Consider the following 15,110-nt stretch of genomic DNA (forward strand, 5'->3'; position numbering starts at 1 on the left):
TTCCGATGCGTGCCCAAACGCTACGTCAATATCTCAGCGTCCACACGTGGGCCGGCATCGTGGCCGGCTTCGCCCTGTTCATCGCGATGCTCGGCGGTGCGCTGACCGTTTTTCAACACGAAATCGAGCGCTGGGAACAACCCGCGACGCGCCACGCCCCGCTCACGCTCGCACAGACCGAAACGCTGGCCGAACTCGTGCGCGCGAAGTATCCGGCCGCGCGCGAGCAGATGGGCGTGGTACTGCCCAACCACTCGCCGACACCCTTCGCCTATTGGCAAGAAACCGATGGCGAGTGGATGCAGGCGCGCTTGCGCGACGCCACCGACGGGGGACAGCCATCGCTCATCGTCGGCAATGCCCGCCCCGGCCTGTCGGCCACGATCAATGCGCTGCACTACTCGCTGTCGATTCCGACCTACGGCCTGTATCTGATGGGCATCGTGTCGCTGTTCTATGGCATGGCGTTGATCTCGGGGGTCATCGTGCACTTGCCGCGCGTAACGCGCGACATCTTCGCACTGCGCCCGGGGCGCAACCTCAAGCGCTTCTGGCAAGACGCCCACAACGCCATCGGCGTGCTGAGCTTGCCGTTTCACATCGTCTTTGCGCTCACCGGTGCACTGCTATGCCTGAGCTTGCCGCTAATGATGGCGTTCAACGTCGTCACGTTCGAGAACAAGCTGATGGCGCAGATTCCGCAGGTGACCGGCTCGGTGCCCGCGAAAATCGCCCCGGTCGACGGCAAGCCGCTGGATTTGGCCGCCGTGCTCGCACGCGCCGAACACGCGGCGCCCGACGTGGAAGCGACCGCCGTCGCGTGGACCGGTTACGGTAAGCCCGACGCGGTGGCGGAAGTTTATGGCGAAGCCGGTGACTCGCTGGGGGTGTTTGCCGCCGTGGCCGTGCGCCTGAACGACGGCGCGATCGTCGGTCAGCACAGCCCGGGGGTTCGCGACACGAATCACGCGGTGATGAGCATGATTTACGGCGCGCACTTCGGCAATTTTGCGGGCATTGGCATGCGCTGGGTCTACTTCGTCCTCGGCCTGATGGGCGCCGTGCTGGTCTACAGCGGTAACTTGCTGTGGCTGGAGTCGCGCCGCAAACGCAACTCGGCCATTCAACCGGCCAATCTGCGCTGGATGGCAAAGGCGACCGCGGGTGTGTTCCTCGGTACTTGCCTGGGGCTCGCTGTCGCGTTCTCCGGCGCGTTGCTCTCGCAAGGCACGACGGCGCTGTCGATCTTCGTCGTCACCGTTGCGCTGTCGCTGCTCTTTGCGGCACTGACGCCGCCTGCCGTCGCCGCCACCGGGCTGCTCGCCGCCACGGCGCTCGCCTGTCTGGCCATTCCTGTGCTCGACGCCCTCGTCACGCCGGACAGCGTGCTGCACTCGATTGCCGCTGGCGACTGGGTGCTCGCGGGTGTCGATCTCGTGGCCATCGTCTGCGCCGTCGCGTTCTGCTTGTTCGCCCGCGCAACATGGCGCCGCGCTCGCCACGGCGATCCGAACAGTGTGTGGGCAAGGCCCGCCCTGCCGACGGATAGCGCGACACAGGCACAGCGCGAGGCGCATACCGCCAGCTAAGGATTCGCCCCGGCGAGGCATTCGCCGGGGAAATAACAGATTTGGCGCACCGACGCCATCGATCCAGCACAAGACACTTAGTCAATCACACAGGGAGATGTACCCAATGCAGCAAACTCGCTCCGTCACGGCGCGCGGCCTCGCTCGCGCCGAAGTTTCGCGTCGTGCTTTGTCGCGCACCTCGCCCCGCGCTTCACTCATTGCCCGGGCCACGTTCGCGCTGATCGCAACCTACGCCGCATTGGCGGCTTCGCAGGCTTACGCGCAGAGCGCCACCACCGCCACTCCGGCCGCGACCGGCACCACGTCGACCGCTCAGGAACCGACGGCGCAGTTGGCGACGACGACGGTCGTGGGCGATCGCAGCAACGACACCGATCCGCTGTCCGTGAAGAACGTGACGTCGGGGGCCCTCGGCACGCGCAAGGCCGTCGACACGCCCTTCTCGACCACGACCGTGACGAACGAGCAAGCGCAAGACTTGATGGCGACGTCGATCAACGACGTGTTCAAGTACGACCCGTCCGTCGCGCAGGTCATCAGCAGCGCAACGGGTGAAAACGCCGTGTTCAGCGTGCGCGGTCTGGCTATCGACATGCTCAACGGCATCAAGGTCGACGGGCAGAGCTTCCCGGTGTGGGACGCCGATCTGGCGCTCGAACCGTTCGAAAAGGTCGAACTGCTCAAGGGCGCTGGCGGCTTCATGTATGGCTTTGCCACGCCGGGCGGCATGCTCAATTACGTGATGAAACGCCCGACGGACGACCCGTACCAGTCGGTAACGGTCGGCTACACCTCGGCCAACATCTGGGCGGGCAAGATCGACGTGGGCGGCCGTTTCGGTCCAGACAACCAGTTCGGCTATCGCATGAACGTCGTCAACGAGGAAGGCAACTCGTCGGAAGCGAATCAGCACATTCGCCGCAAGGGGGCGTCGCTGGCGCTCGACTGGCGTATCACGCCGGACCTCACGTGGTCGGCCGACGTGATGTATCAGGATCGCAAATCGACGGGCACGATTTTTGGTCTGGGGTTCTATGGCGTGACGCAGATTCCGTCGGCCAAGAGCGTCAAGGATTTGTCGCAACCGCAGAACTGGTATGAAACCGAGTTTCTGTCGGTGGGCACCGGCCTCGACTACCGCATTTCCGACGACTGGCGTGCCAGCGTGAAATTCCGCTTCGCAAAGGAAAACCGCTACAACTTCGACAGCTTCATCGCGGTGAACGACAACGCGGGCAACTACACCAACACGCTGTACGCAGCGCTCACGCGTTACTACTACCAAAACTACGACGCCATGCTGCAAGGCAAGGTCGACACGTGGGGCGTGAAGCACGACGTGGTCGTCGGCGCGAGCTACATGAACCAGTGGAAGGACTACGACGCGGGCGAAGGCTGGCAAAACGGCTACAACCTCGGCAACGGCAACCTGTTCTCGACCACGTTGCTGACCAACGCGCAAGCCGGTATTTCCGCAGACCTGTATCGCGCAGGCCGCATTACGCAAGCGGCCATCTACGCGAGCGACACGGTTCACATCACGTCGCGTCTGTCGGTGCTGCTTGGCGCGCGTTACACGCAGTATCACGACTGGAGCTACAACATCGACGGCAGCCAGTCGGCCAATTACTCGGCCAACCCGGTGTCGCCGACCATCGCGTTGATGTACAAGACCGACGCGAACTCGACCGCCTACGTGAGCTACGTCGAATCGCTGGAAGAAGGGGCGTCGGCCGACAACCGCTATGCCAACTCCGGCACCACGTACGGCCCGCTCAAGAGCAAGCAGTGGGAAGTGGGCTTCAAGACGGATAACCGCAACTGGGGCGCCAACATCGCCGTGTTCCAGTTGCGCCGCGGCTATTCGTACGCCGACTCGAACAACAATCTGGTGCAGAACGGCATCATGCGCTTCCAAGGGCTGGACGCGAGCGCATGGGTCAAGCCGGTCAACGACTGGCGCCTGATGGGCGGTGTGCTGTTGATGAACTCGAAGGCCGTGGACATCGACGACCCGAGCGTCAACGGCAAGCGCGTTTATGGCGCCGCCAAGTTCATCGGCACGGGACGCATCGAGTACAACCCGTCGTATCTGCGTGAGCTGACGGTCGCCTTCGGCGGCAAATATGTGGGCGGTATGGCCGTGGATGCAGCCAACACGCAGTTCATTCCGGGCTACACCACGTTCGATCTCAGCGCGAAGTATCAGACCCGCATCAGCGGCAAGGACGTCGTGTTCCGTGCGGGGATCAACAACCTGTTCGATCGCAAGTACTGGACCGAAGCCTGGGGCGGCTTCCTGTTCCTCGGTGCCACCCGCACGTTCGTGGCCAACGCGACGATTCAGTTCTAAGTTACCGCCCCCTCTCTGCGGGAGGGGGCTAACCGTCGGGCTAGACGACAGGCCAGACGACAAAAACCCCACGACTTTCCAGTCGTGGGGTTTTCGTTTGATGCGGTACCGCCAGTCGACTTAACCGACGAACGCGCGCTCGACGAGGTAGTGCCCCGGTGCGTGGTTGTGGCCTTCGACGAAGCCGCGCTTTTCCAGCAACTCGCGGGTGTCCTTGAGCATGGCCGGGCTGCCGCACAGCATGACGCGGTCGTTTTCCGGCGTGAATTCCGGCAGGCCGATGTCCTGGAACATCTTGCCCGACTCGACCAGTTCCGTAATACGGCCCTGGTTCTCGAACTCTTCGCGCGTCACCGTCGGGTAGTAGATCAGCTTGTCGCGCACGTACTCGCCGAGATACTCGTGTTCCGGCAGATGCTGCGTGATCAGATCGCGGTAAGCCAGTTCGCTCGTGAAGCGGCAACCGTGCACGAGAATGATGTGCTCGTAGCGGTCGTACACTTCCGGGTCGCGAATGATGCTCATGAACGGCGCCAAGCCCGTGCCCGTCGAGAGCAGATACAGGTTCTTGCCCGGCAGCAGGTTGTCGTTGATGAGCGTGCCGGTCGGCTTGCGGCCAACGATGACCTTGTCGCCCGGCTTCAAATGTTGCAGACGCGAGGTGAGCGGACCGTCCTGCACCTTGATGCTCAGGAACTCCAGCTCTTCCTCGTAATTGGCGCTCGCCATACTGTAGGCGCGCAGCAGCGGCTTGCCTTCGACTTCCAGACCAATCATCGTGAACTGGCCATTGACATAACGGAACGAAGCGTCGCGCGTGGTCTTGAAGCTGAACAACGTATCAGTCCAGTGGTGGACTTCCAGCACGGTCTGTTGATTCTGTGTACTCATATTGGCGGTCGGTAATGCGGTAATGGCCCCGTAGCCCGGGACGGCGGCGCGCAAGGTGCACGCACTATCGGTCGAGGGCGGGAAAACCCGACTATTTTACCTTAATTGGGAATGGCTTTCATTTGTCCCCTGCCCCCCATCGGGGTTTTTCGGGACGATTATTGATATCCGTCAGGATTCTGGCGCTGCCAGCGCCAGTGATCGGCGCACATGCGCGCCAGATCGTACTGCGCTCGCCAGCCCAGCAACGCCTGTGCTTTGGCCGGATTGGCGTAGCAAGTGGCGATGTCGCCGGCCCGCCGGGCCACAATCTCGTAGGGGATTTCGCGCCCGCTCGCGGCCTCGAAGGCGCGCACCACGTCCAGCACGCTTTGCCCCTGCCCCGTGCCCAGATTGACGGTGAAACCCGTCTCGAGCGCACGCAGACCGGCCAGCGCCGACAAATGCCCCTTCGCCAGATCGACCACGTGCAGATAATCGCGCACGCCGGTGCCGTCATGCGTCGGCCAGTCGCCGCCGAACACTTTCAGTTGCGCCTGCTTGCCCACCGCGACTTGCGCCACAAACGGCATCAAATTATTCGGCACGCCGCCGGGGTCTTCGCCGAGCAAGCCGCTCTCGTGCGCCCCCACCGGATTGAAATATCGCAGCACGGCACAGCGCCAGCGCGGATCGGCCGCCACCGTGTCGGCAATCATCTGTTCGGCCATCAGCTTGGTTTGGCCATACGGATTTGTCGCCGATAGCGGGAAAGTCTCATCAATCGGCACTGAGCCCGGGTTGCCGTACACCGTTGCCGACGAGCTAAATACCAAGTCGAGGACGTTGTGACGCGCCATTGTCGCCAGCAAAGTGACGAGGCTGCCGAGGTTGTTGCTGTAGTACCGCAGCGGCTGGCTCACCGACTCGCCCACGGCCTTGAGCGCCGCAAAGTGAATCACGCCATCGATATGGTGACGGGCAAACACGCCGTCCATCACCTCTGCGGAGCAGACATCGCCCTGCTCGAACACCGGCGCACGGCCAGCAATACGCTCGATGCGGGAAACCGCTTCGCGGTGACTGTTACTGAGGTTGTCGACGATCACGACGTCGTAGCCGCTCGCTAGCAGCTCGACACACGTATGAGAGCCGATATAACCGGCGCCGCCGGTAACGAGAATGGTGCCCTGATTGCTCATGAAAATGCCTTGGCGCCGCCTTCCCGGCGCGCCCGGGGTCGCGCACGTTGCGCGAGGTCACGCATCTTACTCCACCGTTGCAGGCTTCGCCAATTTGCACGGGCTTACATCGGCTGACGCATGTAGGTCTCGTACTCGAGCGCGCCCAACCGGCGCCCCAGCCAGACGATGCCCAGTATCAGCACGCAGAACAGCGCCAACGCAAACCCGTAACCGTACCAGTCAGGCCCGAGCCGCAGACTGACCCACGTGAACACCGCGTTGAGCACCACCAGCGACGCGGTAATCACCAGCACCTCGCGGCGGCGATCGAGATAGAACAACACGTTGAGCACGCCGAGCAGCAACACCTGCATGCCAGCCGCGATGACATCCACACGCAACAACGGCTGCCACGCCGCAGGCATGCCGACCAAACGCAGCATGTCGTCACCGAACGCGAAGACGAGCAGCGTGACCACCGCCTGCACCTTCAGAATTTCGTACAAACCGGTGCGCACCGCCCGCGTCATCATGTCGCGCGCCGTTGCAATCTGCCGCAGCGTGCCGCCGTGCCGCACCGCGTCGAAGAAGCTCGTATAGGCTTCGGCAAAATCCGTCTCGATGCGCAGCAGAAACACCGCCATGCCGGGAATCACGCACATGTACGAGAGAAAGACGGGCAAATCGTAGACCGGCGACGCGCGCAACGGCCCGATGATCGTCATCCCCGTGGCGGGCGATGCCCAAAACATCAGCTTGTCGATCCACACCCCGAGCCCGAAACACACGCCCACGCCGATCAGCGAGACGTAAAGCTCCTTCGGCGCGAACACGTCCCACGATAGCCACGTGTCGGTGCGGTACTGGCGCACAACGATCGCCACCAGTCCGAGCAACAGGCACGCATGGCCGATGACGAACCCGCCGAGTAACCCGACCAGACCGTAACGCCCCAACAACACGGCGCTCACCACGCTCAGGCTGTAGCCGACGCAAAAGACACCGAGAATCGCGCGGTACTGTTTCACGCTGGTGAGAAACAACACCACGATCCACAGGTTGCCCAGCAACACGAAGCCAATCCACATCAACCACCGGTAAGCGAGTGGTAACGCGGCGAAAAGCGTTTGCGACAGCACTAGCCCGATGCTGCCCAGCACCACGGTCGTGACCAACGCCACCGCACCCAGCGCAGGCATCACGGCCCGCGATTCGCCCGCGAACAACCGGTCGCTCAAATGCCGCGTGAAGGCCAGTTGCACCAGCCCGGTCACGATCACGCTCGCTGCGATCAGGTACGTCGCCGACACTTGAAACTGCGTGAGCACCGCTTGCGGCTGCACGTTCGCGAGGCTCATCAGCCCCACCAGCACGACACCCACCATCGACAACACGAGCGGGCCAGCGCTGATGATCCCCGCGTAGCTATACGCGACAAGCGTGCCCGACAACGTGTCGCTACGGAGCAGGCGGCGCAATTCGAAACCGATACCTGCCATCAGTCAGCACTCCCCGCGAGCAGGCGCCGGTAGAGCCCGCGATAGGCATCGCACATGGCGTCATGGGTGTAGTAACGCTCGACTCGCGCCATGCCTGCACGGCTCGCCGCGTGCCACACGTCAGGCTCCAGCACGTCAACGATGGCCGCCGCAAGCGCCTCCGGGTCGGCAATGGGCACGACGCGGCCTGCATGACCAAGCTCGCAGTCGCCTTCGAGCGTGGCGTCGCCCTCGATCAGATGGCGGCAGGCGCCGACGTCGGTCGTCACCACCGGCACACCGGCGGCCGCCGCTTCCAGCACGACGAGCGGCAAGGCCTCCGAGACCGACGACAACGCCAGCACGCCGATGTGCGGCAACACCGTCTCGACCGGCCGATAGCCCATGAACCGCACCTGATATTCCATGCCGAGACTCGCGGCCACGTCGCGGCACTCCTGCGCGTAGGCCGGATCTTCCGTCTCGGGCCCGATGATCCACCCCTGCACGTCGGGGCGATGGCGATAGGCGATGAATATGGCCCGCAGAAACGTCTTGATGTCCTTGACCGGCACCACCCGCCCGACGAGCGCCACTACCGGGGGGATGTCGGCACGGTCCGCGTCGCTGGGGTCGCCGGATGTGCCCGATACGCCCGATACGCCCGATACGCTCGATGCGCTCGATGCGCTCGACACGCTCGACACGTCCGATGCGTCCGATGCGTTCGGGTCGCCACGGCGCCGCACCCGCAGCGCCGCAAATCGCGCCACGTCGACACCGTTCGCAATGTTGCGCGTCTTGTGCGCAGGCGCGCCGTCGGCCAGTTGCCGTTGCCGGTTGCCTTCGAACAGCGCCACGATATCGTCGGCCGCGTCGTAACACACGCGCCCGATGGTCTCGAAGAAGCGCATCCAGAGATTCTGAAAGTAGCCAACCTGCGAGATGTCGCGCTCCAACACCCCACGGTTATCGCGCAGCCATTCGCTTTGGAGCAAATCGAGCTTGCGCTCCTTGGTGTAGCTGCCGTGCTCGCTCACCAGCAGCGGCCGCCCGGTCGAGAACCGCAACAACGCACCCAGCAGGCCCGCATAGCCCGTGGACACCGTGTGATACATGCGTGCGGGCGGCATGGCGTCGGCAATGCGCGCAAGTTGCCATAGCGGCTTATGCATCGTGCGCACGGTCCAGAAGTAATCGGTGAACGATGGGTCGAGGCAGTGGCGCTCGTAACGCTCGGTCATGAAGTCCCACGCGGCGCGGCTGTGCAGAAACTGGGGCTGCGCCAGTTCGCGGCCCTCGCGCAGCATCGGCAAGAGATTGGCGAGCATCTGCCGCAACGCGTCGTTGCCAGTCCCTCCGGTCCCGCCCGTGCGCTCGTCCCCTGCGGCGTCGCGGCGGCGCATCAGATCGTGCATCTCGCCGACCTGTGCAAACGCCCGGGCGTCGCCCTCGGTATGGAGTGCGCCGTGATGGCTTGGCGTCGCGGTGTCGTCTTGCGACGCCGTTTCATAGAGGTAATGCGCCTCGAAGTGCGTGACATTCGGCGGCAAGTCATACACCGGCGCGCCGTAGTCTTCGCGGCGGCTGCCGATGAACACCACGGCAAACGTCTGCTGAGGAAACGCGCGGATCAGTTGATCGACCCACGATGACACTCCGCCGCGCACGTAGGGAAATGTGCCTTCGAGCAGCAACGCCACGTCGGCCACCGGCGCGGACATCATCGCGTCCAGAACCGCACGGCGGGCTGCACCGTGGGCGAGACGGCCGCCAGCGCAGCGTGACCGCCTAGCCCGCCAAGCAATTGCGTCACGCGGTCGTAGCGGCGCTTCTGAAATGCCGCCTCGGCCAGCCACGGCAGCAGCCGTTCGCTGGGGAAACTGTGGAATTGCGCATGCCGCAGATACATCTCTGCGGCGTCGGGCGCATGACGCAGCAACGAACACCGGCCAAGCAGGTACCACATCGACGCGTCGTCCTCGTGCTGCTCCAACGTGGCGTGCGCGAAGAACTCGACGCGCTCCAGCGTGAAGCGCAGCACCTCGCCGCGCACCAAATTCTGATAAATCAGCTCCCAGTACAACTGGGCCAGCCGCCGGCTGGTGTCGGCGCGCTCGTCTTCATCCTGCGCGGCCTCATGGCGGTCTCGCATCTGGAAGATCTGCTGCATGATGCGTTTCTCGAGTCCATCGAGAATGCCGTACGCCAGCAGACGCACTTCCTCCACCGGATCGGCGAGCAGATCGCGCGCGATTTCACTGGTCACGCGAGACGGCAGCGCCTGCACCGACACGAGCGCGGCCACGCGGTCATCGCGTTCGCCGTTCACATTACGCAGCCGGGCGCGCAGGCGCATGCCGGTGCCGTGCCGCACGCGTGCGACCAAATGCGTGACGAACCCGGGCGACGCCACCTGTACGGTCTGCGGCACATCGCGCGGCATCGGGAACAGATAGCCGATCAACATCACGCCGAACAGTACGAACAACCCCACGCCCGGCAAGAAGAAGCAGATCAGCGCGGTGTGCCACCCCGTACCGCGCCGATGGCGATAACTCGCAGGCAAGGCATGCGACATGAACACACCCGCCAGACAAGCCGACACCACTTGCCACGCCAATACGAGCCACAGCGGGTCGGTCATGGCGAGCGCGTGACTGGCACCGGCCACCTCGGCGGTGCTGTTCGCCACCCCGTTGGCTATGCCGCTAAGCGTCGAAGGAAACAGAACGATTTGGGCCGCCTGCCATTGCGCCGCCATCGCAAGGCCAGCCACGGCGAGCAGCACGCTCCAGCGCAACGCGTTCGCCGCACCGCGATGCCCGGGGCGGTGCCAGCGTGGCGGCACGTCGTCGCGCGATGTCGATTCAGCCATGACCGGTACACCGTTCGACCAGTTTGAGCAGCCCTTCCCCCGGGGCGTCGGCGTCGACATGGGCGCTGTGAATCGCAATGTGGGCGCTCTGGAAATCGACGTCGTATTGCTGACGTAAAAGGTTTTCCACGCGCAACAAATAGCCGTCGATACCGTGCTCGTCGGTGATCGGCATGAGCGCAATCGCGATCTGCTGACGCGGCGTGCCCAATGTCCATAAGGCGTCGAGTGCACGCCGCTGGCGCACCGTCTGCTCGAACAGCGAATCGCCGCGCGCCCCGCGCGGGAACACCAACGCGACGAGCGACGACTCGATGCCGCTGCCACGCTTTAGCCGCGCCAGGCGTCCCAATTCGAGCGCGAAATCGTACGGCGCTTGCGGCACCGATGCCCGCACTTCGGCCACGAGCGGCTGTTGCGCCACGCCGTCGGCGTAATACGCGAGCAGCACGAGCAACAACTGAAGGTTGTCGTGATTGAGGGCGAGAAACGGCATGCGGCGCACGATGAGCACGCTCACCAATTGCCCATCGGCGTCGACGAGGGGCGCGCACGCGAGATAGGGGCTCGTCTCGCTGGCAGCGGCATCCGAGCGCACATGCGTCAAGGTGCCTTCGCGCAGGCAATGCTGGACCAGCGGGTCGTCGGTAACGGGCTCGAAACTCTCGCCCACACGCGCGAGTGCCGTCGTGCCGAGACGCTCGCCTCGTACCGGAAAGAGCGATGCCACTTCGATCTGGCAGGTGAGCGCGGCAAACTCGAGCATCGGCTGCGCATTCGGTAACGACATGCCGCCGCTTAGCTGCCCATCGCCCGCGCGGCGCACGGTCAGATCGCGCAAGCGCGTGATGGCGTCGCGCAACGTGACAGGACGCGCGAGCAAATCGCGCTCCAGCCGTTCATGCGAGACGCGGAGCAAATAGTGATTGTGGGTGATGGCGACCAAACGGTCGTTCAAATAGCCGTTGATGCTGTGCGCGCGGCGCGTACGGTAGGACCAGACGTCGCAAAAATGGCCCGCGACGAGTACCGCCGTCATCCCACCCGCGAAATAGCCAATCGGAAACGCCTCGCCGAACCGGCCGCTCAGCAGGTACCAGGCGAGCGCGAGCAACGCGCCGCTGCCTGCCCCGGCCAGTGCGCCGTAACGCAGCGCCGTCACCATGGCGATGAGCCACAGCCAAGGAAACTGCGCGGTTCGGAGAAGCGGATCTTCCGGACGGAATTCCCATGCGACAAAGATCGCGAGCGCCATCACGCCCACGATTTCGAGCGCGGCAAACGGACGCGCGACCGCAGGCGCCAGCCAGCGCCCCCACACGCCTAGATTGCCGAGCGGTTGCGAGCGACGAACGCGCGCCGATGCATGGGCATCGCGTGCCGGTTCGGCGTCGTTAGGCGTGGCGGTTGTCACGTGGCGCTCGTGAAAAAAAGAATCAGCCGGGTCGGGTGGCCTGCGGGCTCACGCACCGACGCTTCGGTATGGCGTCCGTGCAGGCATTGGCACCTCGTGACGGACAACGGCTTTCGCGCGGAACCGGCGCGAGACGGTAATTTGGATCCCCGGCGCAGCCCATGACTGCTGATCTGAAGTGACTTCTTATGGTTGATAGGACCGCACTCTACACATCGTCAGTCCTACTATCGTCCCCATTTTTGACACGGCTGCGCGCCCTGTGACAGCCTCGTGACAAGCGGAAATACAGGGGGCGATACCGGGGGTATGCAACCTTCAGGAGACCGACTCACCCTCGAACGTGTACGGCCCTTCAAAGGGTCCGACATACGCCAAATGCGTGCGCACGCCAGCGCCCGGCGTCCAGAGATGAAGCGCGAACCCGGGCGGCTCCAGCGTGATCGAGCCAGGGGCATCGGGTGCAAGCCCGAGCGAGATTTGATGCGCGGTCGACACACAGGTACTGGCCATCACACCAGGCGCCCCCGCCACCCCGGCCTGAATGCTGCGATGTAGATGTCCGCAGATCACGCGCTCGATGTGCGGGTAACGCGACACCACCGCTGCAAAACCTTCGCGGCCTTGCGACGAGAGGCCCAGTTCATCCATGAACTCGATACCCGTATCGAACGGCGGATGGTGCATGGCGATGATCGTCGGGCGCCCCGCGCAGGCCTGTAGCTGAGCGTCCAGCCAACTGAGCCGCGCGTCGCACAAATGACCGCCCGCGCCCGGCGGCGACTGCGTGTCGAGCGCCAGCACGGTCACGGGACCGATGTCTACGCGGTACTGCACGAAGCCGTCGCCGCCGCCCGGGTGGCCGCCATGAAGATAGGTGTGCTCGGGAAACGCCGCCCGCAAGCCCGCACGATGATCGTGATTGCCGACCACGAGGTACAGCGGGATTTGCAATTCGGCGAGGCACTCACGCAATACTTCGTATTCCGATGGATGTGGTGTATCGACGAGGTCGCCGGTGGCGATCACGGCGTCTGGCCGTGGCGACCAGCGGTGGATCGTGGCGATCGCTTGGCGCAACGCGCGGGCCGTATCGACGCGCTCGCAGGCGAGCGCACCGGGACGCGCGACGTGAAGATCGGTGATCTGGCAAAGCAGCATAGAAGCGAATCCTTGATGAGCGCACCGGTGCGGCATCGTGTGCTCTTTAGTGTAGGCAGTAGCAGGCGCCGCAACGCTAGGTGTCGCAAATGACACTGGGATGACAGTTGGCGAGACACGAGACAGGACGAGGCGACGCCAACCAAAAGTCGGGCGTCAGCGCAAGTCCTCCCGCGCTAGGGAAACCCCCAAAGCCCGCCCAGCAAGGGATTGCGCGACGCTAAGCCCGCAGATGACCGCAGTTACCGGGGTTTTACCACCAAGAACGAGAAAGTACGCGGCATTGCGCAACAAAATCGCCGCAAACCGTTGCCAGGACTGGCCCACAGGCCGCCGAAGGCTCTATAATGCGGCTGCCCGGCAAGTGCCGGCGCCCTCTCGTCACGTCACGAGACGCGATCTCCGGATCGGGTTCTTTCGATGTGCCGCGAAGGCGACATTCTGGCGCGCGCCGCGTGCCTTATGGCGCGGATACAACACCGACACTCGTCAAATGGCGAAAGTGTTAGAGTTGTCGCCGGTATTCACCACCTCTCAAGGGAAACACACATGAACAAACAGGAACTGATCGACGCCGTCGCTGGTGTTACGGGTGCAAGCAAGGCTCAAACCGGCGAAACCATCGACGCTCTGCTCGAGACCGTCAAGAAGGCAGTCGCAAAGGGTGACGCGGTTCAGTTGATCGGCTTCGGCTCGTTCGGTTCGGGCAAGCGCGCTGCGCGTACCGGCCGCAACCCGAAGACCGGCGAAGCGATCAAGATCCCGGCTGCCAAGACCGTGAAGTTCACGGCTGGCAAGGCGTTCAAGGACGCTGTGAACAAGAAGTAAAGCCAGTTGCGCGCAGGCCGGCCTTCGGGCCGGCCTATCTTTTTTGCCTGCGCTGCCGGTCTCCGGTTTGCAGCAAAAAGATACGTCTCACGTCACCCTCTCGCGAGGACCACGACTGATGTGAGCTGCGCGCCTCGCGGGTGTCCAGCGCCGAATCACTTCGGGAACCGGGCGCCCGCGTTAGCACTGCCGCCGCCTTCCCTGGCGATACCCGATTGCCCTGCCCCACGTAATATCTTCCGACTCTCTTGGCCTAGCGACCTATGCTATGGTGCGTGACATGACACGCGAGACGTCTGCGGCCAGCGCCGCCACCCCCGAGAATTCCTCGCAATCTGCGCGACCTGCTGCGGACATCGGCTCACGGCTCGATACCGGACAGATGCGCCGAATGCCCGCGTCACGCCTGCTCGTCACACTTGCCGCCGAAACGATCGCCCAGTGGCCGACGCTCTCGACTGCTCATTCAGCTTCAACTCGTGGTGGCGACGTCATCGCACCCGAGGCCATCCATCATCTGCGAATTGCCACACGTCGCCTGCGCGCGCTCATCGATGTCTTCGCGCCATGGCTGAAGCCTCGCTGGCATCGCAAGCTCAAACAAGAATTGCACTGGCTGAGTCATGCCATGGGACCGGCGCGCGATGCCGACGTCCTGGCCACGACCACGTTGCCCGCGTTGCGCACAGAACATCCCGACATCGACTGGCCTGCGGTGGATGCCTACGTGGCCAAGCTACGCAGCGACGCCCACAGCCAAGCCGACGAGGCACTGCTAAGCGAGCGTCAGGTGGCGTTGCATCGATTGTTGCGACGCGCGTTCGGCATCGACGAGCAGGGATATACGGATGTGCAGGCGGCCAAAGCGCTGCGACGCCCGTCGCGGACACCGGGCAAGCGGCCGCGCGCGATGGCCAAGCACGCACGTGACGTGATTCGCGTGCGCTACATTGCGTTATTTCCGGATTGTCGCCAGTTGGCGATGCTCGACACCGATCAATTGCACGCATTGCGCGTGCGGATCAAAAAGGCCCGTTACAGCGCCGAAGCGTTGACGCCGTGGTTGCGCAAGGCAATACGCACGCCCTATCAGGACACCTTGCGTGCCGCGCAAAACTTGCTCGGCCAACTCAACGATGCGGTGGTCGCGCAGCAGGCCTGCGAGGCGATGCCGCTCTCGCAAGCCCAGCGCGACGTACTGACCGGACGCCTCGACACCTTCATCGTGAACGCGACGAGTCGCGCCGCCCACGTGCTGTGCCGACTGCCCGATGCGGAATCGCTCGAGCGCGGCATTCGCAAACGCTAACGCTCAGAGAAAGGCGAAACGCCGCCGGGTTTCCCCGTCGGCG

Annotated in this window: 11 protein-coding genes; 4 read left to right on the top strand and 7 right to left on the bottom strand. The window is 63.8% G+C overall.

The features are described from left to right. Positions 1–5: 5 nt before the first annotated feature. Positions 6–1,589, top strand: coding sequence for a PepSY-associated TM helix domain-containing protein (locus PPN31114_RS05045; protein ID WP_150678355.1), 1,584 nt, complete (start codon positions 6–8; stop codon positions 1,587–1,589). Positions 1,590–1,695: 106 nt separating this feature from the next. Next, positions 1,696–3,945, top strand: a complete 2,250-nt coding sequence (locus PPN31114_RS05050; protein ID WP_150678356.1) for a TonB-dependent siderophore receptor — start codon at positions 1,696–1,698, stop codon at positions 3,943–3,945. 120 nt (positions 3,946–4,065) lie between these two features. Here PPN31114_RS05050 and PPN31114_RS05055 read toward each other — a convergent pair whose 3' ends face one another. From PPN31114_RS05055 to PPN31114_RS05085, 7 genes are all read right to left on the bottom strand, one after another. Further along, a complete protein-coding gene (locus tag PPN31114_RS05055) occupies positions 4,066–4,836 on the bottom strand; it encodes a ferredoxin--NADP reductase (protein WP_150678357.1) in 771 nt (256 codons plus the stop codon). A 158-nt stretch (positions 4,837–4,994) separates the two neighbouring features. After that, entirely contained in the window at positions 4,995–6,017 is a 1,023-nt protein-coding gene (gene galE, locus PPN31114_RS05060) for a UDP-glucose 4-epimerase GalE (protein ID WP_150678358.1), read from the bottom strand. Between the two features lie 104 nt (positions 6,018–6,121). Further along, positions 6,122–7,498 carry an exopolysaccharide Pel transporter PelG gene (pelG, locus tag PPN31114_RS05065; RefSeq protein ID WP_150678359.1) on the bottom strand — a complete coding sequence of 459 codons (1,377 nt, stop codon included), beginning with the start codon at positions 7,496–7,498 and terminating at the stop codon, positions 6,122–6,124. Next, positions 7,498–9,204 (bottom strand): GT4 family glycosyltransferase PelF, encoded by a 1,707-nt coding sequence (gene pelF, locus PPN31114_RS05070; protein WP_246182403.1) that lies wholly within the window; start codon positions 9,202–9,204, stop codon positions 7,498–7,500. The genes pelG and pelF overlap by 1 nt, the downstream gene beginning before the upstream one ends. After that, entirely contained in the window at positions 9,201–10,355 is a 1,155-nt protein-coding gene (locus tag PPN31114_RS05075) for a lipopolysaccharide N-acetylglucosaminyl transferase (protein WP_150678360.1), read from the bottom strand. The genes pelF and PPN31114_RS05075 overlap by 4 nt, the downstream gene beginning before the upstream one ends. Continuing rightward, entirely contained in the window at positions 10,348–11,769 is a 1,422-nt protein-coding gene (locus PPN31114_RS05080) for a PelD GGDEF domain-containing protein (RefSeq protein ID WP_150678361.1), read from the bottom strand. The genes PPN31114_RS05075 and PPN31114_RS05080 overlap by 8 nt, the downstream gene beginning before the upstream one ends. A 318-nt stretch (positions 11,770–12,087) precedes the next feature. Beyond that, entirely contained in the window at positions 12,088–12,930 is an 843-nt protein-coding gene (locus tag PPN31114_RS05085) for a phosphodiesterase (protein ID WP_150678362.1), read from the bottom strand. 549 nt (positions 12,931–13,479) lie between these two features. On the opposite strand from PPN31114_RS05085, the gene PPN31114_RS05090 reads away from it, so the two are divergent. Both PPN31114_RS05090 and PPN31114_RS05095 read left to right on the top strand, forming a co-directional pair. Beyond that, positions 13,480–13,758, top strand: coding sequence for an HU family DNA-binding protein (locus tag PPN31114_RS05090; RefSeq protein WP_058378908.1), 279 nt, complete (start codon positions 13,480–13,482; stop codon positions 13,756–13,758). 280 nt (positions 13,759–14,038) lie between these two features. Beyond that, positions 14,039–15,067: a CHAD domain-containing protein gene (locus PPN31114_RS05095; RefSeq protein WP_174987692.1), complete on the top strand. Its 1,029-nt coding sequence runs from the start codon at positions 14,039–14,041 to the stop codon at positions 15,065–15,067. The last annotated feature ends 43 nt before the right edge of the window (positions 15,068–15,110 follow it).

This window comes from Pandoraea pneumonica (assembly GCF_902459645.1).
Taxonomy (GTDB): Bacteria; Pseudomonadota; Gammaproteobacteria; order Burkholderiales; family Burkholderiaceae; genus Pandoraea; species Pandoraea pneumonica.